A 25,685-nucleotide genomic window follows, 5' to 3' on the forward strand; every position below is an offset into this window, starting at 1 on the left:
CAATGTGTATGAATGACGCTGGGAGTTGGTCCGCATGCGACTGGGCAAGACCGCCGTCGTCCTCGGTGGCAGCGCCGCCGGCCTCTGCACCGCGGGCGCGCTCGCCCCGTACTTCGACGAGGTACTGGTGCTCGAACGCGACGAGCTTCCGGCCGAGGCCGAACACCGGCGCGGCGTACCGCAGAGCAAACATCCGCATTTCCTGCTGAACTCCGGCCGTCGCGCGATCGGCGAGCTGTTCCCGGGATTCGAAGACGACCTCATCGCCGCCGGGGGACTGCATCTGATGCCGTCCATGGACGCCGCCTATCTCGACGGGAAGGGCTGGTCGGCACGGAAACGCAGCGCGATGACGATGATCTACGGCTCGCGGATCCTCATCGAACGCGTGCTGCGCGACAAGGTCCGGGCCTTGCCGAACGTCGTGATCCGCGAAGGCGTCGCCGTGAACGGATTGGCCACGCGGGCGGGCGCCGTCACCGGGGTCGGGTTCTCCACCCGCGACGGCGAGGAACACGTCGACGCCGACTTCGTGGTGGACGCGATGGGCCGCGGTTCCCCGGTCAGCGGTTGGCTGGCGGCGGCGGGCTGGCCCGAACCCGAAGTGCGGACCCTCGACGCCAAGGTCACCTACACCTCGCGCTGGTACGACCTGCCCTCACCCGAGGAGCGGCCCCCGTCCTGGTGGTGGCGGCATCTGGTGATCATGCCGACCCCCGACAAGGGCACGCATCCGGCCGAACACGAGTTCCTGGTGAACTTCTTCCCGATCGAGGGCAACCGCGTCATCGCGTGCATGGGCTCGTGGGGGCTCGAGATGCCGCGCACCACGGAGGCGTTCGTCGAGTCGGCCCGCCGGGTGCGGGCGCCGTTGTTCGCGGCCGCGATGGAGCGGTCCACGCCGACGTCCGAGGTGCATCTGACCCGGTCGACGGGCAACAAGTGGCGCCGTTACGACCGGCTCCGCACCCCGCCGGAACGCCTCGCGTTCGTCGGAGACTCGATCTGCGCGTTCAACCCGTTCTACGCGCAAGGCATCAGTTCCGCGGCCGGTTCGGCGCTGCTGCTGCGCGAGCACCTCGCGCGCGCCGGCCGCCTCGACTTGCAGTTCTCCGCACGTTTCCTTGCCGCGCAACGAAAGCTGCTCAACGTGCCGTGGAGCCTGGCGATGGCGAGGGATCAGGGTTACGCCTGCGCCGTTGGCACGGAAAAGGCGGGGGAGTGGAAGCGCCGCCTGCTCTCGGCGGTGTCCGGCCCGGCGTTCAGGCTCATCGTCGGCGCCGCCCGCGAGGACGACGTGGTCGACGAGCACTTCGCGAAGGTGTTCAACCTCGACGAGTCCTTGAAGGACATGATGACGAACCCGCGGGTGCTCGCGGGGCTCGTGCGCTACCGGATCCGGGCCGCGCTCGGGCGGCACCGGGTTCCCTTCGACTTCGACGCCCGGGCCGAGCCGCCGGTCACGGACTACTCGCCGGAAGGCGCCATCGAGCCCGCCGTCTCCCGATGAACGCCGTATGCGGGCCGGACGCGGAAGCCGTCACCCGCGGACTCGGCTTCGACTGCCACGACGTTTCCCCCTGGCTGTCGATCCGCCCACCGTGGGCGGCGGCCCACTGGACGATGCCGCTGCTGGAACTGCTCGTCCTCGGCGGGGCCGTGTTCGCGCTGGTGCACGCGATTCGCCGTCACCGGCAGGGTGATTCGACCAACCTGGCACTGTGGTGCGCTTCGCTCGTCTACCTCTTCGTCATCGAACCGCCGCTGTACTTCCCCGAGTGGTTCGGACTCGAGCGGCAGTACGGATTCATCTTCGCCCACAACCGGTTCACCGTTCAGTTCATGTGGGACCGCCTGCCGTTGTACATCGTGGCGTTCTATCCGATGATCAGCCAGCTCGCCTACGAACTCGTCCGCTCGCTCGGGATCTTCCGTGCCAGGGGCGCGCTGATCGGATCGGTGGCGGTCGCCTTCGCCTGTCAGGTGTTCTACGAGGTCTTCGATCACCTCGGCCCGCAGCTGACGTGGTGGGCCTGGAACGGGAACAACCGGATCGTCAACCACCCCGCGCTGGATTCGGTCCCCATGAACAGCATGCTGCTCTTCGCCTCCGTTTCGATGGGCGCCATGACCTATCTGGTGGTGCGGCTGGCAGGCGGTTCGCGACGCGGGTGGTCGCTCGCGGCACGCATCGCCGTGGCGGGTGTCCTCACTCCGCCGAGCATGGCGATCGCCGGCCTCCCGTCGAGCGCCTTCAGCGGAAACGTCACCGCGCAGGCATGGGTGCTCGGCGTCGAGCTGGCGTTGCTGTGGCTCGCGGGCAGCTGGATCTTCGTCCGGCACCGGGGTCCCGGCGAGCCGTTGACCGCCTTCACCCGGTTCTATCCCGGCGTCTACGTGGGCGGCATGGCCGTGTTCTGGCTCGGCGCCTTGCCGGGCTACCTGTCCGCGGAGAACGGCGTCACCGAAGACGGCACCCCGGTCGGGAACGGTCTGTACACACTGGCCTGCTTCGTGGCCGCCGGTCTGCTGCTGGCCGCGCTGTACCGCGTGCGCCGCGGGGCACCTGCCACCGTCTGAGATTCTCCGTTCGGGGAAGATGGGACGCATGGGGCACCACGGATGGCGGGGCAACCCGCCCGGAACCGAGCGCGAGGCTCGCCGCCGGATCGTCGACGCGGCGACGGCCTGCATCGACCGGGTCGGTCTCGCCAAGACCAGCCTCTCCGACGTCGCCGCCGAAGCCGGCGTGACCCGGCAGACCGTCTACCGCTACTTCCCGAGCCTCGCCGACATCCTCAGCGCGGTCGCGCTGGACCGGGTCGAGGAGTTCGCCGGGCGGATGGAACGGCACCTGGCCTCGTTCGGCAGCGCCGCCGAGGTCGCGGTGGAATCCGTGGTGTTCGGCGTCCGCGCGGTCCCCGACGAGCCGTACCTGGGACTGCTCTTGAAGGCGGGCGAGGCCGACGTCTTCACCGTCGCGGTCACTTCTTCGCAGTCCTTCTCGCTTGGCGCGCGGATCCTCCGGAACGTGCCCGTCGACTGGGCAGCGGTGGGCGTCACGACCGACGAGGACTTCGAGGGGCTCGCCGAAATGCTGATGCGGCTGTTCCTCTCGTTCCTGCAGTACCCGTCCACGCCGGCTCACACCGACGAGCAGTTGCGCGCCCTCGTCCGCCGGTGGATCGGCCCCGCGTTGACCGCACGGCCGTGACAAACCAATCCGGTGCACTATCAACGCATATGGTAGTTATTCACCGACAATAGCCCGGGTTCTTGTCTGACCTTCACGATCCTGCCACCCTCGCCGAAGACGATCATCGGCGAAAGGGGAGTGCATGGGATGGTGGTGGCAGGCATTCTCCGGCGCCGCACCGTGGTCGCTGCTCGTCGCCGCGGCCGGTGCGGGGGTCGCCGAAATCGGCGCGCGCCTTCGTGGGAAGCGGCGTCGCCCGTTCGTGATCTCGCTGGATTTCGCTTTGCTGGCCTCGCTTTTCGCGGTTCTCCTGGTCGTCTTCGTGCCGGCGCCGCCGACGGGACGCGGTTCCCCGGTGAGTCTTCACCTCCTGGCGGACGTCCTGCCCGTCTTCGGTGATCACCCGGACCCCGCCCTGTTCCAGTTGGCGGGCAACGTCTTTCTGCTGACGCCGTTCGCGGTGCTGCTGCCGGTGCGCTTCGACTGGGCGAGGCCGGTGCCACGAGTCATCCTGTCGGCGTTCGTGGCGTCCGTGTCGATCGAGTGTCTTCAGGTCTGGCAGGGCGCGGGCCGGGTCGGATCGCTGGACGACGTGCTGTGCAATACGGCGGGCGCCGCGCTCGCGGCCTGGTGCGGAAGCCTGTGGCGCGGCCGGACGGCGACAGCGGGCAGCGTTCGCGTGTGGCAGCGGTCGGGGATCGAGGTCCGGCGCCCCGGTGTGGCGAACGCGCGCCGCGGGCACCGGCTGATCGGCCGCGTGACCCTGAGCGACCTTCCACCGTTGGCCGAAGGCGCGACTCTCGAAATCACCCTGTCCGAATCGGACGGTGGAGCCCTGCTCGTCTCGGCTCAGGCATCGGTGGCGGCATGAGCCCCGGGCGCTACCTCGGCCGGACGCCCGCGAGGACGGCGTCCAGGCTCGGAAGCCAGCGCTGCCGAGGATCCGGTGCCGACAGCCATTCCGCGTGGGCTTCGGCGCGGCCGGAGTCGGCGGGCAAAGGGAGCAGCGCGCCCCAGGCGAGTACCTCGACGTGCGGTGGCAAGGAGATCCGAGGCGGGATCAGCCCGTCGGACTCGGCGAGGATGGCCACCCGCGGGCCCTGCTGGGTCAGCACCGCCATGGCGGGACCCTCGCACCCGGTCTCGGCGAGCCGGGTGAGGACCTGGGCGCCGTTGATCTTGGGCAGGGTCACCGCGCAGATCCCGTTCTCCAGCACCAGGAACGGCTGCGTGCCACGCCATTTCAGCGACCAGCCGAACAGACGGCTGTAGAAGGCGTCGCCCCGGGGGCGGATCGACTCCACTGACGAGCGGGACTCGATCGGAAGCACTTGGTGGTCCAGCGACATCGTCGGCGCCTTCCGGACGGCGGAGAGGGACACGAAGGCCCCGGGATCACCGTCAGCCTAACGGCACTCAGTGCCACTAGCAAGTGACTGCTACCGTCCCGCTATGACCGATTCGCCGCGCCGAGCGCCGGTGACCAGGGCGGGGGCGACTCCCGCGGGCCGTCGCCGGCTGCGTCGCGCGCTCGCCGCCGCGGCCGTGGACCTCTTCGTGGCCAAGGGCTACGAGGCCACCACGGTGGACGAGATCGCGGCCGCCGCCGGGGTGGGCCGCCGGACGTTCTTCCGGTACTTCGATGCCAAGGACGACGTGCTCTTCGCGAACCACGACGAGATCGTGGCCGAAATGGAGGAGACGTTCGCCGCCGCGGATCCCGGCCGCGACCCGGTGGAGGTGGCCTGCGCCGCGGTCGGCCTCGTCCTCGACTCCTATGCCGCGGAACTCGACGTCTCGCTCCACCGGTTCACCCTGACGCGGACGGTGCCGTCGTTGCGGGACAAGGAGGTCGCGACCGTCGACCGCTACCAGCGAGTGCTCGCCCGCTACCTGCGGGCGCGGTTCACGGAGCAGGGCGACGAGACGGCGAGCCTGCGGGCTGCCGTGGCCGCGGCGGCGATCGCGGCAGCCAACAACCACGTGCTCCGGCGCTGGCTGCGCAGTGGCGGGCAGGACGACATCGCGGCCAGCGCGGCGGAGGCCTTCGCGCTGGTCATCGACGCGTTCAGAGCCGAACCCGCCGCGGCGGACGGCGCCGAAAAGACGGTGGTGGCCGTACTGACCACGGCGGCACCGCTGCACACCGTCATCGCCAAGGTGAACGCCGCCTTGAACGAGCCGTAGCCGGTTCTGGCACTCAGTGCCATGAGGTGATCCGAAGGTAGGGTGTGACGTCTGATGATCACCCGACAGCGGCTGCGGGCGTGGTGGGATGCCCTGCGCTACACGGCATTCGCCGGAACCGACGCCCCGCCGAAGCGCTCGGCGGGGTTGCGATGGCTGCGTGCGCTGGCGATCCCCGGATGCGGACTCTGGGCGGGTTTCGTCACGTTCTCGACCGTCTCGGTGTCGCCGCCCGCGAAGACGTTCAACGTGCTCATCACCGTGCTGCCCTGCCTGCTCGCGGTGCGTTCGCCGCTGTGGGGGTGGCGCACGCTGATCGTCGGCGTCGTGAGCACCCCGCTGACCTTGCCCGGCATCGCCGCCACCTGGGGCTGGCCGTGGGCGCCGGGCTTCGCGCTCACGGCGGCGCTCGTCTTCTACCTGGTGGGGGAGAGCAACGATCAGGCGGAACTGACCTGGGCCGGGCTGATCTCGTTCGGTGCCGCCACGCCCTTCCTGAGTGACTGGCGTGACGCGGCGCTGCTCGTGTTGCTGGGCGGGATCGCGTTCTTCCTCGGCAACACGGTCCGGCAGCGCAGGCTCGCCGAAGAGGAACGTGTGGCACAACAGGAACGCAGGCTCGCCGAGGAGGCCAGGGCGGCCCTGCTGGAGGAACGGGCCGGTATCGCGCGGGAACTGCATGACGTGGTCGCGCACCACATGTCCGTACTCGCGGTACGCGCGGACTCCGCGCGGTTCCGGTTCGCCGATCCGGCCAAAGCCGACCGCGAAGCCGAGATCTGGCAGGAGTTCGCCGACCTCGCCGGAACCGCTCGTGAAGGGCTGACCGAGCTGCGCAGGCTGCTCGGCGTGCTCCGGTCCGAGGACCACGCTCTGCCGACTTCGCCGCAGCCGGGGCTGGGCAAGGTGGCCGAACTCGTGGAAGGAGTGAAGGCCGCCGGCACCGCCTGCGAACTCCACCTGCGGGGTGACCTCGATGCCGTTCCGGTCGGCGTCTCGTTGTCGGTGTTCCGGATCATGCAGGAAGCCCTCAGCAACGCGATCCAGCACGCGCCCGGGGCGCCGATCTCGGTCGAACTCGCGGCCGTGCCGGGCTCCGTCCGGCTGCTCATCGAGAACGGGCCCGGCGACGGTCCGAAAAGGACGGAACAGACCGGCGGTGGACACGGTTTGGTCGGCATGCGGGAGCGGGCGGCTATGCTCGCGGCTGATCTTGAGGCGGGGGAGCGGCCGGACGGCGGTTTCCTCGTTATGCTGACCGTTCCACTCGATCGTGAGGGGCATCCGCAACCGTGATCTCGGTGGTCATCGCCGACGACCAGACCATGGTCAGGCAGAGTTTCCGCGCGGTGCTCGACGCGCAACCCGACCTGCGGGTGGTGGGGGAGGCCGCGGACGGGACCACCGCCGTCGCGCTGTGCGCCGAACTCGAACCGGACGTCGTGCTGATGGACGTGCGCATGCCCGAACTCGACGGGATCGAGGCGACCCGGCGGATCGTGGCGGGGCGGAAAGAGGTCCGCGTGCTGATCCTCACCACCTTCGACATCGACGAGTACGTGTTCGGCGGGCTGCGGGCGGGCGCCAGCGGTTTCCTGCTGAAGGACTCCCCGCTGGACGACCTGGTCACCGCGGTCAGGATGGTGTCCGCCGGCAACGCGTTGTTCGCGCCGACGATCACCAGGCGCTTGATCGGCGAGTTCACCCGCACCCACGCCTCGGCGCATTCGGGTCACGCCCTCGTGGCCGAGTTGACCGCACGTGAGACGGACGTGCTCCGGCTGGTCGCCCGCGGCCTCTCCAACACGGAGATCGCCGAAGCGCTGGTGATCGCGGAGCAGACGGCGAAGTCCCATGTCAGCCGGGTTTTCGCCAAACTCGGGGTGCGTGATCGCGCGCAGGCGGTCATGGTCGCGTACGAGGCGGGGCTCGTCGTTCCGGGGACCACGCCCTGATACCGGGGTAGGGGTAAGCCCGAAAGCGGGTACCGGGGTAGTGGCGCCAAGACGGTTCCCGGGGGCGATGTTTCCCGGCGTGGTTCCGGAGATCGTTTCCCCATGGAGTTCTCAAGAGGTCGACGCGCCGACCCGGCGCTGATCGTCGTCGGCGGAGCGATGACCGTATGCGCCCTGGTGGCGCTCGGCTGGTGGATCGCGGATCTGCCGCTCGGCGTCGATTCGGCGGTGTACCGGGCAGGCGGGTTCGCGGTGGTGGAAGGGGAAAGTCTCTATTCACCGCTGCGGGCGCTCCCCGAATGGGCGCCGGAGCTGCCGTTCACCTATCCGCCGTTCGCCGCGCTCCTGTTCACCTCGCTGACCGCGTTGCCCACCCAGCTGTGCTGGGGCCTGCTGGCACTGGCGGCCGCGCCGTCGCTCTACCTCGCGCTCCGGCCGTTCGCCGACCGGGCTCACCTGCCGCTTCTGCTGCTCGGCGCCTTCGCGCTCCAGCCGGTGTGGCAGACCATCGGCCTCGGCCAGGTCAATCTCGTGCTGATGGCCGCCGTGGTGACGGACCTGCTCCTCCTGCGTGATTCGCGCTGGCGCGGGATCACGATCGGGATCGTCGCGGCCGTCAAACTGATCCCGCTGATCTTCATCGTCCATCTCCTGGTGGTGCGGCGTACCGCCGACGCGGCACGCGCCTTGGCGGCCTTTCTCGGCGCGACGGCGTTCGCGGTGGTCGTCCTGCCCGCCGACTCCGTGCGCTTCTGGACCTCGGCGATCTTCAACGACCATTTCGCCGAGATGAAGGGCTGGGTGGGAAACCAGTCTTGGCAAGGATTCGTCGCGCGGACCGTCCAGGAAGGACGGACGGCCACGATGCTGATCGTGGTGTCCGGAGTGGCGTTCGCGGCCGTGTCGATGTGGCTCGTGCACCGCCTCCATCGAGCGGGTGACGACCGAGCAGCACTGCTGGTCACGGCGGGATGTTCCCTGCTGATCAGTCCGATCTCCTGGACTCACCACTGGGTGTGGGTGGTGCCCGCGATCGGCCTCCTCGCCGCCCGAGGACGTCGCGGGGCGGCGCTGATGGCCGCCGTCCTGTTCACCGGGTGGACGGTGGCCGTGGTGCCGGGCGGCGGGGGAGCGGAGCGCGACTGGAACATCGCGGAGGCCTTGATCGGCAACGCTTACTTGATCTGCCTTCTCCTCCCGGGACTCACCCGCCTACCCCGGCGTATAACGCTATATACGCCGGGGCGACGCGTGTTATTCGTCCGCGTTTGGCGCGTTTTCTCGCCCTTCTCCCGTGTAGAACAGAAGAAACGCGAGGATGCCCGCGATCCCGGCGACGACGCAGACGCTGTCGGCGACATCGGTGCCGAAGGCCGTCACGATCGGGCCGGAACCGACGACGATGCCGAGGGTTTGCCCGGCGACGACCACGAAACCGCCGACGAGGAACGCGAAGAGGCAGACGCGGGTCGCGGCCAGCAGAATCCGATACACGGTGATCACGCTCCAGGGAGCCACAGCAGGCCGACGGCCATGAGGACGCCGAACAGCAGGGTGGGCAACAGGTAGTAGAGGACGACCGGGACGAAGATCCGGACCGGGTTGATCTCGGCGATGCCCGCCGCGACGTACAGCGGGGCGGCGCCCGGCGGTGAGCATCCCTCCGAAGACGCCCACACGAGGATCGCGGCGAAGGCGACGTGCGGAGGGATGCCGGCGGCGGTCAGCGCGGCGAACGCCACCGGGCCCACGGCGGCGACCGTGGACGTCGTGTTGAGCGGTCCGGCGACGAGCACGATGACGACGCCGACCACGATGGCGGCCACCAGCGGGGAGACGCCGGTGAGCCCTTCCAGGTAGGGCTTGAGCTGATCGTCCAGGCCGAGTGTCTTCAGCACGTTCGACGCGGCGAACGCCGAGATCATCGTGACGCCGACCAGGCCGAGCTTGGGGCCGACCGTGCCGAAGAGATCCCACCACTGTGCCCGCCCCTTCGGCAGCAGTTTCCGTTCGACGAGCAGGCCGACCAGCAGCATGACGATCGGCAGCCAGATGAGCAGTGGGATCGCGTCCGGGGCGTCGACGCCGATGCGGGCCGAGACGAAGTCCGCGGTCGGCGGGGCGGTGAGCAGGATGGGGACGGCGATCGAGCCGAGGACGACCAGCGACGGCCATCCGACCTTGAACGACGCCCGCAGCGGATGGATGTCCTGCGGCTCCATCGCTTGCACGCCACGGCGTTTCACGATGACGTAGGCCATGATCAGCCGCATCCCCACCATCCACACGCCGGTGACGAAGATCGTCGGGACGATGTCGCCCGCGCTGAGCACCGGCAGCACGGTCGGGGCGGCGAGGAGGATGAAGAACGCGCCGCTGAAGGGGAAAGTGGCGCCGACACCGGCGTTTCCGGACAGGACCAGCGCGGCGGTCTCGCCGCTGGCCTTGGACCGTTTCATCCAGGGGATGGTGATCGACCCGACCGTGGCGACGATCGCGGCGCCGTTGTGGGCGACCGCGCCGAACAGTCCGGAAGCGACGGTCGCCGCGTAGGCCGAGCCACCCCGGCGGCGGCCGAGGAACGAGCTGAGGATGTCGACCATGCGCTGCACCAGCCCGGTCCTGGTGAGCAGCTCGCTGACGAAGACGAACGCCAGCGCGGCGAAGGTGATCTCGGACTTGAGGCCGTCGAGGAGGCTTTCCCAAGCGACAGCGAAGAAGTCCGTGCCCGCGAAGGCGGCGGTGACCAGGAAACCGACGACCATCGCTTCGCCGATGTTGCGTTTGAAGATCGCGTTCCACACGACGATGGCGGCGATGAACGCGACCAGCGCCAGGATCGCGTTCACGCGCGGATCCGGGATGTGCCGCCGGTGACGAGGCCCGCGTCGCGGTAGGCGGCCGTCGCCTCCGGGCTCGCGAGGAAACGCAGCAGGTCCGCGGCTTCGGACGGGGCCGCAGGGCCGAGTGCGGCCGAGAGTTCGCTGTAGTGCTGGGCCCCGTCCGGAAGCGGTCCGACGATGCGAGCCTGCGGGACGAACTTCAGCTCGCTGAGCTGCTGGACCGCGAGATCGGCCCGGCCGTCGGTCACGGCGAGCGCGGTGAAGCCCTTCTCCACGATGGTGGCCCGCGCGTTCACTTCGTCGGCGATGCCCAGCTCTTCGAGTAGCCGGGCGAAGTAGATGCCACTCGCGCCGCTGCGGGAGTACGCGACGGATCGGGCGGAGGTGAGGGCCGCGCGAAGGGCGTCCACCGTGCCGATGCCGGGATCGTCGAGTTCCGGCGCGGTCGCGATGCCGATCCCGCTTTTCGCCAGTACGACGCGGGATTCGGCGGTGACCGCGCCGAGCGCCTCGAGTTCGGTGAAGGCGCCGGAGACGGCGATCACGACGTCGGGTTCGGCGCCCTTCTTGATCTTCTCGACCAGGATGGTGGTGGGGTCGTACGTGACGTCGACGTCGACGCCGTGCTTCTTCGTGAACGCGTGCAGCAGCACGTCGTCGAGTGCCTTCTTGACGGAGAGGGCGGTGAAGAGGCTGATCATGGGGTGTCCCTTCGGGCGGGTGGGGAGTGGAGGGCGTCGCGCTGACGGTCGGTCAGCGGCCGGGCCGGACGGCCTCTCAGGAGCAGGAAGATCTCCGCGGTGTGCTCGAGTTCTTCGAGCGTGTCCAAGGCGGTGTCGAGGTTCGTCCCGGCGACGACCGGGCCGTGGTTGGCGAGCAGCAGCGCCGGATGGCCGACGGCGGCGCGAGCGATCGGCTCGGCGACGCCGGAGTCGCCCGGCGGGTGGTAGGGGAGCAGCGGGAGACGGCCGACCCGCATCGCGAAGTACGCGGTCAGCGGCGGGATGGCGTCGTCGGGGTCGAGACCGTCGAGACACGAGACGGCGGCGGAATGGGGCGAGTGGGTGTGCACGACCGCGTTGTCGGAAGGACGCTGCCGGAGCACGGTCGCGTGGAAGAAGGCTTCCTTCGACGGCGGTGGTCCGGCGAGGTGGTTTCCGTCGGCGTCGATGACGGACAGATCGCCCGGTCGCACCGTGCCGAGGCAGGCCCCGGTGGGCGTGACGAGGATCTGCTCGCCGTAGCGCACGGAGATGTTGCCTGTGCGGCCATGGGTGAGGCCCCGGTCGTAGAGGGATCGCGCCGCGGCGATGACGCGTTCGCGGTGGAGCCGGTCGGTGCTCATGAGCCGGACGCCGTCGCGAGGAGGTCCAGATCGCCGAAGTTGCCCGACTTGAGCAGCAGGGCGGACCGGTCGTCGCCCACGGGGTGGATCCACGGCACGCCGGGCGCGGCTTCCGCCCCGATGACGCCGCCGTGGACGCCGAGTGCGGTGACGATCGCGCCGGAGGTCTCGCCGCCGGCCGCCACGAGCCGGCGCACCCCGCGTTCGACGAGTCCGACGGCGATGAGTCCGGTCGCCTTCTCCAGGATTTCGGCGGATCTCGCCACGCCCAGTTCTTGGTGGGTGCGTTTGAGATCCGCCGGGCTCGACGACGAGTAGACGAGCGGTCCGGGTGCGGTCTGGGAGTCGTACCAGGCGAGTGCTTCGGCGGCGAGGCCGTCCGGATCCGGTGTCGCCACCGGGTCGAGCCGGTACGCGGGGCGGCCGAGACTCGTCATGACGGCGATTTGTTCGAGCGTTCGTGCCGAGCAGCTTCCGGACAGGACGGCGGCCGGGCCGGTCGGGGCGGGCGCCTCGGTGACCGGAGGGCCGGTGGAGGCTCGCGCGGCCGCGAGTCCGGCCGCGAGACCAGCCGCTCCCGCGACGAGGGGCGAGTTCACCGTGACCCGGCCCAGCAGCCGCAGATCCTCTTCGGTGAGCGCGTCAACGAGCACGTAGCCGCTCGTGCCGTCGACCGCCGCGCGCACGGCGGTTTCCCCGCGCCGGACGACGTCGTGCGTGATCAGAGTGACCGGGGTGTCGGTCTGCGCCCGCAGCAGCCGGGGCAGGTGCGAGTCCGTCATCGGGGTCGCGGGATGGTCGCGCATGGGCGATTCCGCGAGCAGGGTGCCGCCGACGAAGAGGTGGCCCTGGTACTGCGTGCGCCCGTGCTCCGGTGAGCTCGGAGTCATCACGACACCGCCGGGCGGCGACGCCTGCGACAGCGCGTCGAGCACCGGGCCGATGTTGCCGCGTGGCGTCGAGTCGAAAGTGGAGCAGTACTTGAAGTAGATCTGCTCCGCCTGCCGGGTTCGCAGCCACCGCAGCGCTTCCAAGGACGCCGAGACCGCTTCTCCGGTCGGGATCGCGCGGCTCTTGAGGGCGATCACGATCGCGTCGTGCGGTGGTGTCGCCTCGTCTTCGGGTGGTACGCCGAAGAACAGCAGGGTGCGTAGTCCGCCCCGGCGGAAGGCCGCGGCCACGTCGGTCGCGCCGGTGAAGTCGTCGGCGATCGCGCCGAGCGTGCCGGTCATTCCCCGATCACCGCCTTCAGTCTCGCCGCGGCGCTGCGGGGTCCGGACACGACCGGCACGCCGAGTTCCGCTGACAGCTCCTGCGCAGCGGGGGCGAGGGAGTACTGGGCGAGCAGGACGAGATCCCATCCGTCGGCTCGCGCCCGGCACGTTTCGACGAGCCTGTCCGGTGCGAGCACTCCGCCGACCTCGACGGTGATCCCCTTGTCGCGTGCCGCCTGCTCGAAACGCGCCGTGGAGTCACTCAGCGCCGAGGCCAGCGAAGCGACCACAAGGATGCGGGTGTGACCGCTGGAAAGCGCGTCGTCGAAGGCCGCTTCGTCGGGCGCGAGAAGCGGGACCGGCGCGTCGACCTGCTTCGTGACCTCGCCGTAGAGCGAGCACGTGAGCAGGACGCCGTCGGCGCCGCCGGTGACCGCGTAGTCGATGAGGCGGCGCATCCGGTCGTCCAAAGCGGCCGTGCGGCCGTCTTCCCCGACATCGGCCAGGAGCCGGTCGTCGAGGATGTTCCATGGCCGGGCCTGCGGGAACCCGGCCGCCAGCGCGTTCACCGCCGGCGGGATGGCGGCCGGTGTGGCGCTGATCAACGCGATGCGTGGGCTCATCGGACCTGCTCCTCGATCCAGTTCAGACCTGCTTCGGTGCTGGTGGCGGGCTTGTACTCGCAGCCGATCCAGCCGTCGTAGCCCTCGGACTTCACGGTGTCGAAGACGTCGGCCCAGGGAATGTCGCCGGTACCGGGTTCGCCCCGGCCGGGTGAGTCGGCGATCTGGAGATGGGCGGCGCGGGGCAGGAACTCCCGCAGTGCCGTGACGACGTCCTTCTCGTCGATGGAGGCGTGGTAGACGTCGAAGAGCAGGGCCACGTGGGGTTCGTCGATCGCGTCGGCCACCGCTGCCGCGTGTGCCTGGTCGTCGAGGAGGAAGCCCGGCGCGTCCTGTTTGTTCTGTGCCTCCAGCAGTAGACGGACGCCGCTGTCGCGAGCCTGATCCGCCGCCCAGGCGATGTTCGCGACGTACTGCGCGAAGGCACGGTCACGGGAGACATCGGCGGGCCGGATCCCGGCGGGCAGGTGCAGGAAGGTGCTGCCCAGTGCCACGGCGTACTCCAGGCCGAGCTCCACTCCTGCGCGGAATTCGGCCGCACGGCCGGGCAGGCACGCGTAACCGAGCCGTTCCGGGGAGCCGGGTTCGCCGGTGGGGGAGTTGACGAGGATCTGGGTCAGCCCCGCGTCGGCGAGGCGGCGGACGAGCGTGGCGGCGGGGAAGGGGTACGGCGAGGCGTACTCGACGGCGGTGAAACCGGCGGCCGCGGCCGCGTCGAAGCGCTGCTCGAAGGGCAGTTCCGTGAACAGCCACTTGAGATTGGCGTCGATTCGGAGTCCATTGTGGAGGATCATCGGCGGTATCCGGGGTTGACGAGGTTGCCGGGAGTGCTTCCCCGCAGGACGTCGATCACCTGCTGGGCGGCCATCAGGCTGGAGCGGGACCTCGCCTGTTCCGTCGCCGCGCCGATATGCGCGGTCACCAGGACGTTGTCGAACCGGCGCAGCCTGTTGTCGAGTGGCAAGGGCTCCTCCGTGAGCACGTCCAGGGCCGCGCCCGCCAGCGCGCCGTTCTCCAGCGCGTCGGCGAGGGCTTCCTCGTCCACCACTTCTCCGCGTGCCGTGTTGATCAGGAAAGCCCCGGGTTTGACCTTCCGCAGCGCGGACGCGTCGATCAGGTGACGGGTGGAGTCGTCGAGGAAGATGTGCAGGCTGAGGAAGTCGGCCTCGGCCAGTACTTCGTCGAAGGTGCGGGCTTCAACGCCGGTCTTCGCCAGGAAGTCCTGGTCCGGGTACGGATCGTGGGCGACGACCCGCATCCCGAGCGCCAGCCCCAGCCGGGCCACGGTCTTGCCGATCGAGCCCAGCCCGATCAGGCCGAGCACGGCGCCGTCGAGTTCCCGCCCGCTGCGCTGCTCCCAGTGACCCTCCCGGACGCTCGCGATGTTCTGCGGGATCAGCCGGGCGCAGTTGAGCATGAGCGCCAGGACGTGTTCGGCGACGGAGCGGCGGTTCGCGCCCGGGGTGTAGGTGACGGCCACGCCGTGGCGGGTCGCCGCGTCGAGGTCGATGTTGTCGTAGCCGACACCGCAGCGGCCGAACACCTTGAGCCTGGGCGCGGCCTCGATGACGGCGGCGGGGAAGGCGTCGGTGCCCGCGACGATCCCGTCGGCCTCACGGACGAGGTCGGCCAGGGGAGTGCCGGTGGCCTCGCGCTGCGCGGGGGTGGTGAAGACGGTGTCGAAACCCGCGTCCGAGAGCAGCTTGTCGACCTCGCCGCCGGGCTTCAGATACGAGGTCGTCACGAGTACGCGCATGGTCATCCGGTTCGTTTCTCCTGTTCGAGGCTGCCTGTTGGAAATACTATAGGATTCGTGTCAATACTATAGCCAGGCAAGATCGAGTCGATCCGGCGCGCGGGATATCGTGATGCGACTAAGGAGGGACCTATGACTTCCCCGCGGAGGTCCGGACGACTGCCGCTCGCCGACCGGATGTACGAGGTGCTGCTGGGGCAGTTCACCGACGGCCGATGGTCTGCGGGCGAGCCGGTGAACATCGGCGCGCTGTCACGGGAACTCGACGTCAGCCAGACGCCGCTGCGGGAAGCGCTGGCGCGGCTGGAACACACCGGGCTCGTCCGCCGCGAGGCGCTCAAGGGCTACCGGGTCGCCCCGCTGCTCACCGAATTCGAGCTGGTGAAGCTGATGGACGCGCGGCTGGTCCTCGAACCCGCGCTCGCCTACGAGGCGGCCCGCCGGACGACGCCCGAGTTCCTCGAAGAGGTCTTGGAGAGTGTCGACGACCTCGCGCGGGCGGCCACCTCGCCGGACACCGCCGCCTTCAGCGCGTACTGGACCATCGACGAACGATTCCACCTGCTCATCGCCGCCCAGGCGGACAACCCGTTCCTGGAGAAGGCGTACCGGTCACTCGGGGGACAGGTGCAGCGGTTCAGGTTCTTCGCGAAGCTCGGCTCGGCCAGGGGAGCGCCCGGGCTGGCGGCGGAGGAGCATCGCGCCGTGTACGACGCTCTGGTGGCGGGGGAGCCCGACGAGGCGGCCGCTCGGATGCGCCGGCACATCGAGAACGCCAAGCAACGCGTCCTGGAAGACCGGAAGTCCGTCGAGGCGGCGGAACTTCCGACCGGTCGCTGACCTTCTTCAAATGTATAACGCCCTATACGCTAGGGCTGGTTTCAAAAACCGCTTACTCCACAAAGAAATCCCGCTACGACGTGGAGAGCCCGAGGAAGAAAGTCCGGATGTCGTCGGCCAGGAGGTCCGGCACTTCCATCGCGGCGAAGTGCCCGCCGCGCTCGAACTCCGACCAGTGCCGGATGTCGTACAGCCGCTCGGCGAGTGGTCGCACCGATTGTGTGATGTCGTACGGGAACACCGCCACGCCGAGTGGGACCGGGCACGGTTCGGTGCCGCGCTGGGTCTCGTGGTGCAGTCGGGCGGAGGAGGCCGCGGTCGCGGTCAGCCAGTACAGCGAGATGTCGGTGAGCATCCGGTCGTCGCCGACCGGCGAGCGGGGATCCGTCCACTGTGCGAAGCGCTCGGCGATCCAGGCCAGCTGGCCGACCGGCGAATCGGTCAGCGCGTAGCCGATGGTCTGCGGGGTCGCGGCCTGCAGGGCCTGATACGGCGGCCGGTTCGCCATCAGCCGCCGCACCTTGTCCAGGCGGGCTTCGTCCTTTTCGGACAGTTCGACATCGGCGTCCGGCCGGGTCGGCAGGTAGTTGACGTGTACGCCGACGACCTGTTCGGGGGCCACCGTGCCGAGCGTGATCGAGATACCCGAGCCGAAGTCGCCGCCCTGTGCGCCGTAGCGCTCGTATCCGAGCCGGCGCATCAGCTCGGCCCAAGCTCGCGCGATGCGGGTGAGGTCCCAGCCGCGTTCGTGGGTCGGGCCGGAGAATCCGTAGCCGGGAATGGACGGGATGACCAGGTGGAAGTCGCGTGACAGCGGCTCGATCACGTCGAGGAACTCCAGGAACGAACCGGGCCAGCCGTGGGTGAGGATCAGCGCGAGGGCGTCCGGGTTCGAGGACCGGACGTGGACGAAGTGGATGTTCTGGCCTTCGATCTCGGTGGTGAAGTGTGGAAGCCGGTTGAGCTCGGCTTCGTGTGCGCGCCAGTCGTAACCGGTGCGCCAGTGCTCGGCCAGTTCCTTGAGGCGGGCGAGTGGAAAGCCGTAGTCCCAGCCGGCGTCGGTGACCTCGTTGGGCCAGCGGGTGCGGGACAGGCGGTCGTGGAGATCGTCGAGGTCGGCCTGGGGGATGTCGATGCGGAAGGGCTTGATCACGGTCTTTGCTCCCAGTGGTTGCCTAAACGTTTAGGCGACTAACGTTTGGTCTCCGAACGATACCGTAATCGTTCGGGCTCCCAACGATTGGTTAGACTCGTCACATGGAGAACTCGTCCGGAGAGCCGCCTGCCCGATGGCGCGGCCTGCCCAGCTGGCTGCTCACGCAGACCGCGAACCACGCCCATCGCCTGGTGACCGACGGGTTCTCCGCCGTCGACGCCCGGGGCTACCACTACCGCGTGCTGGCGACGCTGGAGGAGTACGGGCCCGCCAGTCAGGCGACGCTGGGTCGTCGCAGTGGGATCCACGTCAGCGAGATGGTCGCGACGATCAACGAACTCGCCGAACGCGAACTGGTCGAGCGCGCCCCGGATCCCGCCGATCGGCGGCGCAACGTCATCTCGCTGACCACCGCGGGGAAGCGGCAGTTGCGGAGACTGGAGAAGCAGCTGGCCGAACGCCAGGACGAACTGCTGGAACCGCTGTCACCCGGCGAGCGGGAGCGGTTCAGTGAGCTGCTGTCGAAGCTGCTGGATCACCACGATCGGCGAACCGGTGAAGGAGCCCAGACCTCGTGAGCGGCGATTCGGACTCTCTTGAGGGTGGCCCTAGGGAGCTATTGGCTTCCGGCTTCGGCTGATCGCGGGACCGCGGTCCGTGAAGGCCTCCTTGAGGGACTCTGGGTCCCTCAAGGAGGCCTTCACGGACTCGGCACACACGCTTTAGCCCCAGTAGCCCCACCAGGCACAACGATGGCGCGCGAAGGCCTTCCCCAAGTACATGAAGGCCCCCTTCCTTGCGCCTAGGTACAGGAAGGGGGCCTTCATGTACTTCAACCCGCCATCGCGCAAGAAGCGCCACAGGTCACGCAGTAGGTACCTAGTCCTTCAGGGGCCCGTGCACCTCAGGAGAAACCCTGGGCAGCCGCGAGAAAGGCCTGGCGGGCGTCGGAAGTGCCGTGCTGGGGCCAAAGGGCCTGAAGCGGGACGTGGACCGCCGGTTCCAGCCGCAGGACGCACACGGCGCCGCCTGCCGCCGGTCCGGGTGGCGCGGTCACGAAGGCGACGCCTTCGGTGTCGAGTACGGCGGTGACCGGCGGTGTTCCCTGGATGGGGTTGCGACGCACGCGCGGCTCGAATCCCGCGTCACGGCAGAGGTTGACGAGCAGATCGGTGTATCCGGAGCGGCCGGGTTGTCCCCAGACGGTGATGTCCTCGTCGGCGAGGTCGCTCAGCTGGAGGTCGTCGCGTCCGGCGAGCCGGTGGCCCGCCGCGACGGCGACGTTGAGTGGCTGCCGGATCAGGGTGGTGCCGACGAGGCCGTGTGCGAGGTTCAGTGCGCGGCCGAGGCCGAGATCGAGCTGTCCGCCGAGTAGTTGTGCGACGAGTTCGTCGGGATAGCGCTGGTTGACGTCGATGATCAGCCCGGAGTCGGGCTGGTGCTTCCGGAGCAGGGCGGTGACCTCGTCGCCGGTTACGGCGGGAGTGTGGCCGACGCGGAGTCGTTCCGGTTCGCTCCGGCCGATGCGCCGGGCGCGCTGGACGGCGGAGTCGGCGATGCCGTGCAGGAGGTGGGCGTCGGCGATGAGTGCCTGTCCGGCGGGGAGGACGGTGACGCCGGTGGCGCTCCGCTCGAGCAGGGGGACGCCGACTTCCCGCTCGAGCGTGCGCACCGAGGTCGACAGCGCCTGCTGGCTCAGGTGCAGCCGGGTCGCCGCGCGGGTGAAGCTGCCTTCTTCGGCGACGGCGATGAGGTGGTTCAGCTTGTACAGGTCCAGGCCCACCTCGAGGTTCCCCTTCGTGTCCGGTCCGCGGTGTCTCGGTCAGCGTAGGGGTCAGCGTGTGGTGTAGCCGCCGTTCGGGAACATGGTCTGGCCGGTGAACCAGCCGCCGTCGGTGGCGAGGAACCGGATGATCGGCACGATGTCCTCGATCTTCGTGAGGCGTCCGCCCTTGGCCTGCGATTTGTGGAACTCAACCCGTTCGGGCGTTTCCTGCGGGTAGAAGAACGGGGTGTCCATCGGGCCGGGGGCGACGACGTTGACCGAGATGCCGCGGTCGGCGAACTCCTTGGCGGCGGCCCTGGTGAAGTGCTCCAGCGGGGCTTTGCCGCCGGCGTAGGTGGAGTAGCCGTCGGTGAAGGCCGCCAGGAGTGAGGTGCCGAGGCTGATGATCTTGCCGTTGTCGGAGAGACGTCGTCCGGCTTCCTGGATGAAGAAGTAGGCGGCTTTCGCGTTGACCGCGAACATGCGGTCGTACTCCTCCTCGGTGGTTTCGAGGATCGGTTTGCGCAGGACCATGCCGGTGGTGTTGACCGCGATGTCGGCGCGGCCGAAGTTGTCGATCGCGGTGTCGAAGAGGCGGCGGACGTCGGCGACCGTGGTCAGGTCGCCTTGGACGGCGACGGCTTCGGAGCCTGTGCCGCGGACGGCTTCGACGGTCTTCTCGGCGTCGGCCGCGGAGGTGTCGCCGTGGTAGTGGACGACGACTTTGGCGCCGGCTTCGCCGAGGGTGGTGGAGAGGAGTCCGCCGAGGTTCTTCGCGCCGCCGGCGATGATCGCGACCTTGTCGCTGAGGTTCTGTTCGCTCATGGTTCCGACCGTAGGAGCCGTGGGCGGGGGCTGGGAAACACAAGATCGGGGTGGGTCCACAAGCCTGGTTTGTGGCCTTCCCCACCTGGGTTCGAGCTGTGAATCTTCGGGATCGAACGGCGAAATGACCTCACATTGTGGACACTCTGATCGTGCTTCGAGAAGTCGACGACCTTGATCAACCCGCCGTTCCCGGGACGGCGCCCCGGCAGGGGCGTCCGGCGCGTGTGTTCGAGAGACTCCTCGACAGACTGGCCTGGTCGCCTTACCCGAGGGCGATCGCGCTGTATCTGGTGATCCGCACGGCGAGTGTCCAGTTGCTGGATCTGCTGGCCGCCCGGCGCGGTGCGACGCTGACCGATCGGCTGACGGCGTGGGACGGTCAGTGGTATTTGCGGCTGGCGGTGCACGGGTACGCGGATCTGCCGGGGACGCTGGACGCGGCGAGGCAGCCGTATTCGGACGCGCCGATGGCGTTCTTCCCGTTGTATCCGAAGCTCGTCGGCGCGGTGATGTGGCTCGGGTCCGACGTCGTGACGGCGGCGCTGACGGTGTCGGTGATCGCCGGTCTCGTGCTGGCGTGCGGGCTGATCCGGATCGGGCGGGCGGTGTCGCCGGATCGGGGTGACCGGACCGGGTTGCTGCTGGTGGCGTTGTGGGCCGGGGCGCCGATGGCGATCGTGTTCTCGATGGCCTACACGGAGGCGGTGTTCTGCGCGTTCGCGGTGTGGGCGCTGGTGGGGGTGCTGGAGCGGCGCTGGATGCCGGCCGGGTTGTGCGCTTTCGGGGCCGGGTTGTCCCGGTCGACGGCGGTGGTGCTGGTCGCGGTGGTCGTCGTGGCGGCGTTGATCGCGGTGTTCCGGCGCACCGAGAAGCGCTGGTGGGCGTTGGCGGGTGCGGTGGTCGCGCCGTTGGGGGTCGTGGGTTACCTGGGGTTCGTCGCGTACCGGACGGGCAGCTGGACCGGTTGGCAGGACATCGAATTGCGGGGCTGGAACACCGAGTTCGATTTCGGGGCGGAGACGGCGGATTCGGTGCTGGCGCGGTTGACCGGGGACGAGTCGGTGTTCAGCACGCTGACGGTGTTGCTGCTGCTGGGTGCGGTGGCGTTGGCCGTGGTGGCGGCGTTCATCCGGGTGCCGTGGCCGTTGACGCTGTACGGGGTCGGTGTGCTGTTGCTGGCGATCGGGACGCGGGGGCTGCCGGACGCGAAGATCCGGTTCATCCTGCCTGCTTTCCCGGTGCTGATCCCGATCGCGATCGGGTTGTCGAAGCGCCGGACGGTGACGGCGGTGGCGGCCGCGGCGGCGTGGGTGGTGCTGGGCGCGTGGTTCTCGGCGCATGCCCTGACGGCCTGGCGGTACGCGATCTAGGCCGGACTCTCGCGGGTGGCGTCTAGCTTGCCTGCCGGGTGCGGTGGTCGGCGACGTGGACCCTGGTGGCGCAGCGGGTCGAGCAGAAGCGGCGCCGGCCGTTGCGGGAGACGTCGACGTAGACGGTTTCGCAGCCTTCGCGTGAGCAGACGCCGAAGCGATCCGGGGCGTCGCAGACGAGGTGCGCGAGCCCGCCCGCGGTATAGGCGCGGACCCGGGAGACGGTGCCGGCGTGCGCGTCGACGTAGTGCAGGTGGGGGGCTTTGCCGTCGTGGGTGGAGATGTAGGGCTTGGACGCGGAGTCGTGGAGCAGCGCGTTGACCAGGTCGACGCGTGTGGCCGGGTCGGCTTCGAAGACGTGCCGGAGTCTCCGGGTCCAGGCGATGATCTCGGTCGATTCGTGTTCCTCGACGGCGGGGACGGTCATGCGGTCCTTGAAGATCGCGGTCAGGGTGGCTGGTCCGGCCGTGTCGCCGAGATTGACCAGTTCGGCGGCGATCTGCGCCGCCGCTCCGCCGTAAGGGTTGAAGTGCATTGACTCATTACAGCACGATCGGGGCATGGAAGCGAACATGTGCCCGCGGTGCGGGTGGCCGCTGGCGGAACTGCCGGGAAGCGTGCCGAACAACCACCGGGTGTCTCAGGGCAGGCTCGAGTACGTCCGGTGTCTGTGCGGGAGTTGGCTCACGCGGGTCGACGGTGTCGTGATCGGGGCGACGAAGTCCCAGCTGGGGCAGGCTCAGCTCTGACGGTGGCGCGCGTCGGCGAGCAGCTGCGCGAGCGCGTGCACGGGGGAGGTCTCCAGCTTGTGCCGGTGCGCGTCATAGCGGTCACGGGTGGTGCGGATGTCCGCGTGGCCAAGCAGGTCCTGGACCTTCTGTACCGGGACGTCGTTGGCCAGCAGCAGGGTGCCGGTGGTGCGCCGCGCGGTGTGCGGGGAGATGGTGTTCGCTTCGGCGAGTCCGGCGGCGCGGGCCTGTGCCCGCAGGAGGAACCAGACATCCCGTTGCGCCAGCGGTTTTCCGCCGGGTTTGGTGCTGTCGTAGCGGTGGGGCATGGTCGCGAGCAGCGGCCCGGTCAGTTCGCCGGGGCGGACTCCGGCGCGGGCGGCGCGCAGGTCGAGGTAGCGGTGCAGCGGGTGCAGGGCCGCGGGTACGAGCGGGACGAAGTCGCGGTGGCCGCCCTTGGCGGTGTAGCGCAGGATCGTGTGCCCGGCGTCGGTGTCGAGGTCGCGCACGGTCGCGGTGGTCAGGCCGGAGACACGCAGGCCGGTGTAGAACAGGATCGCGACGACGGCGGCGTCGCGCCAGGACGCTTCGGTGTCGTTGGTGCGGGCCCGGCTCTCCATGTGGTTCAGCAGTTTCGCCGTCGACTCGCCGCCGAGGGCCGGTAGCGGCGGGGTCTTGCCGGTTTTGGGCCGGTTGACCGCGGAGACCGGGTTGCGGTCGGCGATGTCGTTGGACTGCAGGTACCGGTACCAGCTGGAGATGCCGGCGAGAGTACGCGCGACGGTGGAGTCGGCGGCGGGCCGGGGCAGGCCGTCCTTGCCGGTGACGGTGAGGGTGTTCTTCCAGGCGTCGACGTCGGCGCGGCGGGCCGTCAGCGGGTCGAGCCCGGTGCGGGCGCACCAGCCGAGCCAGGCGGAAAGGTCGGCGTAGTAGGCGCGGCGGGTGTGGTCGGTCTTGTCGGTCTCGAGCCAGAGCGTGGTGATGTGCCGGATCGCGTACCGGTCGAGCGGGTCTGCGGGCGGGAGCGCGGGAAGCAGCGCGACGGCTTCGGCGAGGATCTGTCGCCGGTTCTCGGCCCTGGTCTCCGGCAGCCGGGCCGTCGGTGTTTCCGGCGCGGTGGGCACGAGTTCGGCGGACATCGTGATCATCCTAGGCCGTCGTCCGCGACCTGTCTCGTTCCGCTATTGACAGGGTCGTAATCGGCCCCATATTTTTCTTTTCGTCACGTCGATGACTACTGGGGATTGGGGGAACCACAATGAAGGCCGTTCGTTTCTTCACGCGTTCGATGCTGCGCAGCATTCGCAGTAAGGAGTCGGGCTGGGTGATCTACTACATGGATTACTGAGTCTGAATGTTTTCGGTTGCGGCGGCGGTCTCGGGATCGTCGCCGCAACCGTCTTGTTCTGGGGGAATCATGCACACGATCGCCGAGGGCGTCCCTGGTGGTTTACTGGCCGATCCGCTGCGTCATCTCCTGACGTGGGATCGGGCGGGGAAACCGCCGGTGGTCCTGTTCGAACCGGGTCGTCATCTGGTCTCCGACGCGGAGATCGTCCGTACCGTCCTCGCGAGCACGACCGAGCCTTTCGAAGCCCGTGCTGCCACGCTGGGTGCGGTCGCGGACTGGATCCCGGGTTCGGAGAAGAGCCGTCCGGTGAACGCCGCCATCGCGCGGGAACTGGACGGCGTGCTGCGTTCGCTGCCCAAGGAGCAGATCGCCGAGGAGTTGCGGGCGTCGATGGGTGGCGAGCCTTGGCCGTCGGCGGTCTCGGATCTGTACCTGCGGTTGTTCGGTGATCGGCTGCTGCCGGATCTGTCGCCGTCCGCTCGCAAGGCGCTGCACCGTGCGCTGTCGTTCTCGAACCGGCGTGACCGGGACAAGTCCGCCGTTCTCGCGCTTCGCCGCCGGATCGCGCACAGCCGGGCGGAGGCCGCGCTCTACCGGTGGGCGTCGGATCGGGACGGCGACACGGGTTTCCAGAAGGCCGTCCACGACACGGTCAAGTCGATGGACGACGTCGCGCTCGTGCTGCACGGCCTGATCGGGGCGCTCTGCCGGGCGACCGCGATGGTCCTCTCCTGGTGTGTGCTGCTCGACAGCGGCTGGCGGCTCGGGATGCCCGCCGGTGCGACGCTGACCAGGGAAGAACCGCGCGATCCGGTGGAGAACCGGATACGCGAGGCGTTGCGGTTGTGGCCGACGGCCTGGCTGATGTCCCGGAAGGTCACCAGCCCGGTCGAGGTCGGCGGAGTGGCGTTGTCGCCCGGAGAGCGGCTCTATCTGTGCACTTTCCTCCTGCACCGTGATCCGCGGGTGTGGAATGACGCCGACGAGTATCTGCCCGCGCGGTGGGAAAATCCGCCAGACGGGTATAAAGCGGTCTATCTTCCCTATGGTTTCGGGGCGGCCGCGTGCGTCGGTTCGCGTTTCGTGAACCAGGCGACGGCGCGGGTCCTGGAATGCTGGGATGAATTGCCGGCCGCGAAAATCGAGCTGCGGAAAGAGAATCCGGTGCTGGGGCCGATTCTGGCCCCGCCGGAATTCCGGTTCGCCGCCGCTCAGGTGTAGTAGCCCTCCACGGGGACGCGGGCTTCGTCGTACAACGCCGGTCCTTCGAGCCGGACGGGCGGCGCGGTGGACGGCGGCTTGAGCGCGGTGACCTGGTCGCCGGAAAGGGCGAACACGACGCGGCCGAGGCCGGAGCGCTCGATGGCGCCCTGGCACATCCCGCACGGCTGGCAGCTGGTGTACATCGTGGTCGCCGCGGCGACGGCGGGGTCGAGTTCGCGTGCGGCCCAGACGGCGAGTTTCAGCTCCGGGTGCAGGCTGATGTCCGATTGCGACACCGAGGTGTTGTGGTCCTCGGCGAGCACCGTGCCGTCGGGGCCGACGAGGAGCGAGCCGAAGGGCGGGTCGCCGTCCGTGCGGGATTTCGCGGCCAGTTCGATGGCGCGGCGGAGGAACTTTTCGTCTTCTTCGGTCATCGTCGGTCCTGTTCGGTTCGGTAGCGGCCCAGTTCCCAGTGTGCGGCCACGGTCGCCAGCGCCTGCCAGGCGGCTTCCGGGCGGAGAGTCTCCTCGGGGTCACCGGAGAACGGGTCGAGGACGACCGTCTCGGCGCCGAGGTGGCGTAGCCGGTCGAGGTCGTCGACGATCTGCTCGATCGTGCCTTCCCCGGCGAGGCGGCCGGGTCCGGTGACCGGACGGCCGGTGATGTTCAGCAGGATCCGCGGGGTGAACGCGGGGACGGGCCGGTTCTGCGCGTCGGCGATGGTCTTGACCCTGGTGAGCGCTTCGGTGAGCCAGGGGAGGGTGGCCCGCAGCGGATGCCAGGCGTCCCCGACCCGGACGGCTCGGCGGATCCCGGCGTCGCTGTTGCCGCCGACCCAGATCGGGATGTCACCGGCGCGGTAGTCGGCGTCGTCGGCCCATGCCTTCCGGACGGCGTCGAGATGGCCGTCGGTCAGCCGTCCGCGTTTCTCGAACGGGACGTCGAGCGCTTCGAACTCCTGACGGGCCCAGCCGGACGCGACGCCGAGCACGAGCCGTCCGCCGCTGAGCTGGTTCAGGTTCGCGGCCATGCGGGCGATCAGCAGCGGATGCCGGTACGGGACGATGAGCACGGTGGTGCCCAGCCTGATTTCGTTCGTCACGCCGGCGAGCCAGGACAGCGTCGTGAACGGTTCGTAGAACGGCGCCGGGTACTGCTCGGCGACGTCGGGGGTGATGGCGACGTGGTCGGACACCATGAGCAGGTCGTAGCCGAGGCCTTCGACCGTGGTGGCCCAGCCGCGGAGGATCCCGGGGTCGGTCCCCGGTCCGAAATTCGGGACGTTGACACCTATTCGCACAGGTCAAGGCTATCGGCGGGACGGG

28 protein-coding genes are annotated in these 25,685 nt (G+C 69.2%); 13 read left to right on the forward strand and 15 right to left on the reverse strand.

Annotated elements, in window-relative coordinates; all coding sequences use genetic code 11:
* Positions 1–34: 34 nt before the first annotated feature.
* From ACIHAO_RS16615 to ACIHAO_RS16630, 4 genes are all read left to right on the forward strand, one after another.
* Complete coding sequence (locus ACIHAO_RS16615; protein WP_396558620.1) at positions 35–1,510, forward strand: FAD-dependent oxidoreductase; 1,476 nt, start codon at positions 35–37, stop codon at positions 1,508–1,510.
* Entirely contained in the window at positions 1,507–2,580 is a 1,074-nt protein-coding gene (locus tag ACIHAO_RS16620; RefSeq protein ID WP_396558622.1) for a hypothetical protein, read from the forward strand. Before ACIHAO_RS16615 ends, ACIHAO_RS16620 begins: the two co-directional genes overlap by 4 nt.
* Before the next feature lie 28 nt (positions 2,581–2,608).
* Positions 2,609–3,214: a TetR/AcrR family transcriptional regulator gene (locus ACIHAO_RS16625; RefSeq protein WP_125787805.1), complete on the forward strand. Its 606-nt coding sequence runs from the start codon at positions 2,609–2,611 to the stop codon at positions 3,212–3,214.
* A 124-nt stretch (positions 3,215–3,338) separates the two neighbouring features.
* Entirely contained in the window at positions 3,339–4,067 is a 729-nt protein-coding gene (locus tag ACIHAO_RS16630) for a VanZ family protein (protein WP_396558624.1), read from the forward strand.
* Between the two features lie 10 nt (positions 4,068–4,077).
* On the opposite strand, the gene ACIHAO_RS16635 is transcribed toward ACIHAO_RS16630, so the two are convergent.
* On the reverse strand, positions 4,078–4,578 hold the full coding sequence (locus ACIHAO_RS16635; protein ID WP_396558626.1) for a glycogen operon protein GlgX: 501 nt from the start codon (positions 4,576–4,578) through the stop codon (positions 4,078–4,080).
* A gap of 70 nt (positions 4,579–4,648) precedes the next feature.
* Here ACIHAO_RS16635 and ACIHAO_RS16640 point away from each other — a divergent pair, with 70 nt between their 5' ends.
* From ACIHAO_RS16640 to ACIHAO_RS16655, 4 genes are all read left to right on the forward strand, one after another.
* The gene (locus tag ACIHAO_RS16640; RefSeq protein WP_396558628.1) at positions 4,649–5,383 is read left to right on the forward strand and encodes a TetR family transcriptional regulator; all 735 of its coding nucleotides are present in this window, start codon (positions 4,649–4,651) and stop codon (positions 5,381–5,383) included.
* 54 nt (positions 5,384–5,437) lie between these two features.
* A complete protein-coding gene (locus tag ACIHAO_RS16645) occupies positions 5,438–6,679 on the forward strand; it encodes a histidine kinase (RefSeq protein WP_396558630.1) in 1,242 nt (413 codons plus the stop codon).
* The gene (locus ACIHAO_RS16650) at positions 6,676–7,338 is read left to right on the forward strand and encodes a response regulator (protein ID WP_396558632.1); all 663 of its coding nucleotides are present in this window, start codon (positions 6,676–6,678) and stop codon (positions 7,336–7,338) included. The genes ACIHAO_RS16645 and ACIHAO_RS16650 overlap by 4 nt, the downstream gene beginning before the upstream one ends.
* A gap of 102 nt (positions 7,339–7,440) precedes the next feature.
* Positions 7,441–8,907 (forward strand): glycosyltransferase 87 family protein, encoded by a 1,467-nt coding sequence (locus ACIHAO_RS16655; protein WP_396558634.1) that lies wholly within the window; start codon positions 7,441–7,443, stop codon positions 8,905–8,907.
* Here ACIHAO_RS16655 and ACIHAO_RS16660 read toward each other — a convergent pair.
* The 7 genes from ACIHAO_RS16660 to ACIHAO_RS16690 are packed head-to-tail and all read right to left on the reverse strand — an operon-like array spanning position 8,838 to position 15,125.
* Entirely contained in the window at positions 8,838–10,187 is a 1,350-nt protein-coding gene (locus ACIHAO_RS16660) for a TRAP transporter large permease subunit (protein WP_396558636.1), read from the reverse strand. The two genes, ACIHAO_RS16655 and ACIHAO_RS16660, sit on opposite strands and share 70 nt — an antisense overlap.
* Positions 10,184–10,882, reverse strand: a complete 699-nt coding sequence (locus tag ACIHAO_RS16665; RefSeq protein ID WP_396558638.1) for a substrate-binding domain-containing protein — start codon at positions 10,880–10,882, stop codon at positions 10,184–10,186. Before ACIHAO_RS16665 ends, ACIHAO_RS16660 begins: the two co-directional genes overlap by 4 nt.
* A complete protein-coding gene (gene otnC / locus ACIHAO_RS16670) occupies positions 10,879–11,526 on the reverse strand; it encodes a 3-oxo-tetronate 4-phosphate decarboxylase (protein ID WP_396558640.1) in 648 nt (215 codons plus the stop codon). The genes ACIHAO_RS16665 and otnC overlap by 4 nt, the downstream gene beginning before the upstream one ends.
* A complete protein-coding gene (gene otnK, locus ACIHAO_RS16675) occupies positions 11,523–12,758 on the reverse strand; it encodes a 3-oxo-tetronate kinase (RefSeq protein ID WP_396558642.1) in 1,236 nt (411 codons plus the stop codon). The genes otnC and otnK overlap by 4 nt, the downstream gene beginning before the upstream one ends.
* Positions 12,755–13,363: a hypothetical protein gene (locus ACIHAO_RS16680; protein WP_396558644.1), complete on the reverse strand. Its 609-nt coding sequence runs from the start codon at positions 13,361–13,363 to the stop codon at positions 12,755–12,757. Before ACIHAO_RS16680 ends, otnK begins: the two co-directional genes overlap by 4 nt.
* Complete coding sequence (locus tag ACIHAO_RS16685) at positions 13,360–14,157, reverse strand: hydroxypyruvate isomerase family protein (protein WP_396558646.1); 798 nt, start codon at positions 14,155–14,157, stop codon at positions 13,360–13,362. The genes ACIHAO_RS16680 and ACIHAO_RS16685 overlap by 4 nt, the downstream gene beginning before the upstream one ends.
* The gene (locus ACIHAO_RS16690) at positions 14,154–15,125 is read right to left on the reverse strand and encodes a phosphoglycerate dehydrogenase (protein ID WP_396558648.1); all 972 of its coding nucleotides are present in this window, start codon (positions 15,123–15,125) and stop codon (positions 14,154–14,156) included. Before ACIHAO_RS16690 ends, ACIHAO_RS16685 begins: the two co-directional genes overlap by 4 nt.
* Before the next feature lie 126 nt (positions 15,126–15,251).
* Here ACIHAO_RS16690 and ACIHAO_RS16695 point away from each other — a divergent pair, with 126 nt between their 5' ends.
* Positions 15,252–15,959 (forward strand): GntR family transcriptional regulator, encoded by a 708-nt coding sequence (locus ACIHAO_RS16695; RefSeq protein WP_396558650.1) that lies wholly within the window; start codon positions 15,252–15,254, stop codon positions 15,957–15,959.
* A 73-nt stretch (positions 15,960–16,032) separates the two neighbouring features.
* Here ACIHAO_RS16695 and ACIHAO_RS16700 read toward each other — a convergent pair whose 3' ends face one another.
* The gene (locus ACIHAO_RS16700) at positions 16,033–17,112 is read right to left on the reverse strand and encodes an epoxide hydrolase family protein (RefSeq protein WP_396558652.1); all 1,080 of its coding nucleotides are present in this window, start codon (positions 17,110–17,112) and stop codon (positions 16,033–16,035) included.
* A 104-nt stretch (positions 17,113–17,216) separates the two neighbouring features.
* Between ACIHAO_RS16700 and ACIHAO_RS16705 the strand changes: the two genes are divergently transcribed.
* A complete protein-coding gene (locus tag ACIHAO_RS16705) occupies positions 17,217–17,693 on the forward strand; it encodes a MarR family winged helix-turn-helix transcriptional regulator (protein WP_396558654.1) in 477 nt (158 codons plus the stop codon).
* Positions 17,694–18,019: 326 nt separating this feature from the next.
* Here ACIHAO_RS16705 and ACIHAO_RS16710 read toward each other — a convergent pair whose 3' ends face one another.
* Positions 18,020–18,898, reverse strand: coding sequence for a LysR family transcriptional regulator (locus ACIHAO_RS16710; protein WP_396558656.1), 879 nt, complete (start codon positions 18,896–18,898; stop codon positions 18,020–18,022).
* Between the two features lie 51 nt (positions 18,899–18,949).
* Complete coding sequence (locus tag ACIHAO_RS16715; RefSeq protein ID WP_396558658.1) at positions 18,950–19,705, reverse strand: SDR family oxidoreductase; 756 nt, start codon at positions 19,703–19,705, stop codon at positions 18,950–18,952.
* A gap of 227 nt (positions 19,706–19,932) precedes the next feature.
* Here ACIHAO_RS16715 and ACIHAO_RS16720 point away from each other — a divergent pair, with 227 nt between their 5' ends.
* Entirely contained in the window at positions 19,933–21,078 is a 1,146-nt protein-coding gene (locus ACIHAO_RS16720; protein WP_396558660.1) for a hypothetical protein, read from the forward strand.
* Positions 21,079–21,100: 22 nt separating this feature from the next.
* Here the strand turns inward: ACIHAO_RS16720 and ACIHAO_RS16725 are convergent, their stop codons facing one another.
* Positions 21,101–21,613: a CGNR zinc finger domain-containing protein gene (locus ACIHAO_RS16725; protein ID WP_396558662.1), complete on the reverse strand. Its 513-nt coding sequence runs from the start codon at positions 21,611–21,613 to the stop codon at positions 21,101–21,103.
* A gap of 25 nt (positions 21,614–21,638) precedes the next feature.
* Here ACIHAO_RS16725 and ACIHAO_RS16730 point away from each other — a divergent pair, with 25 nt between their 5' ends.
* Positions 21,639–21,827: a hypothetical protein gene (locus tag ACIHAO_RS16730; RefSeq protein WP_396558664.1), complete on the forward strand. Its 189-nt coding sequence runs from the start codon at positions 21,639–21,641 to the stop codon at positions 21,825–21,827.
* Here ACIHAO_RS16730 and ACIHAO_RS16735 read toward each other — a convergent pair.
* Positions 21,818–22,945: a tyrosine-type recombinase/integrase gene (locus ACIHAO_RS16735; protein ID WP_396558666.1), complete on the reverse strand. Its 1,128-nt coding sequence runs from the start codon at positions 22,943–22,945 to the stop codon at positions 21,818–21,820. The genes ACIHAO_RS16730 and ACIHAO_RS16735 overlap by 10 nt on opposite strands.
* Positions 22,946–23,223: 278 nt before the next feature.
* On the opposite strand from ACIHAO_RS16735, the gene ACIHAO_RS16740 reads away from it, so the two are divergent.
* On the forward strand, positions 23,224–24,378 hold the full coding sequence (locus tag ACIHAO_RS16740; RefSeq protein WP_396558668.1) for a cytochrome P450: 1,155 nt from the start codon (positions 23,224–23,226) through the stop codon (positions 24,376–24,378).
* Here the strand turns inward: ACIHAO_RS16740 and ACIHAO_RS16745 are convergent.
* Both ACIHAO_RS16745 and ACIHAO_RS16750 read right to left on the reverse strand, forming a co-directional pair.
* The gene (locus ACIHAO_RS16745; protein ID WP_396558670.1) at positions 24,369–24,794 is read right to left on the reverse strand and encodes a nucleoside deaminase; all 426 of its coding nucleotides are present in this window, start codon (positions 24,792–24,794) and stop codon (positions 24,369–24,371) included. The two genes, ACIHAO_RS16740 and ACIHAO_RS16745, sit on opposite strands and share 10 nt — an antisense overlap.
* Positions 24,791–25,660: an LLM class flavin-dependent oxidoreductase gene (locus tag ACIHAO_RS16750; RefSeq protein ID WP_396558672.1), complete on the reverse strand. Its 870-nt coding sequence runs from the start codon at positions 25,658–25,660 to the stop codon at positions 24,791–24,793. Before ACIHAO_RS16750 ends, ACIHAO_RS16745 begins: the two co-directional genes overlap by 4 nt.
* Between the last annotated feature and the right edge of the window lie 25 nt (positions 25,661–25,685).

Origin of the sequence: Amycolatopsis sp. NPDC052450 (assembly GCF_044547565.1) — a bacterium.
GTDB lineage: Bacteria > Actinomycetota > Actinomycetes > Mycobacteriales > Pseudonocardiaceae > Amycolatopsis.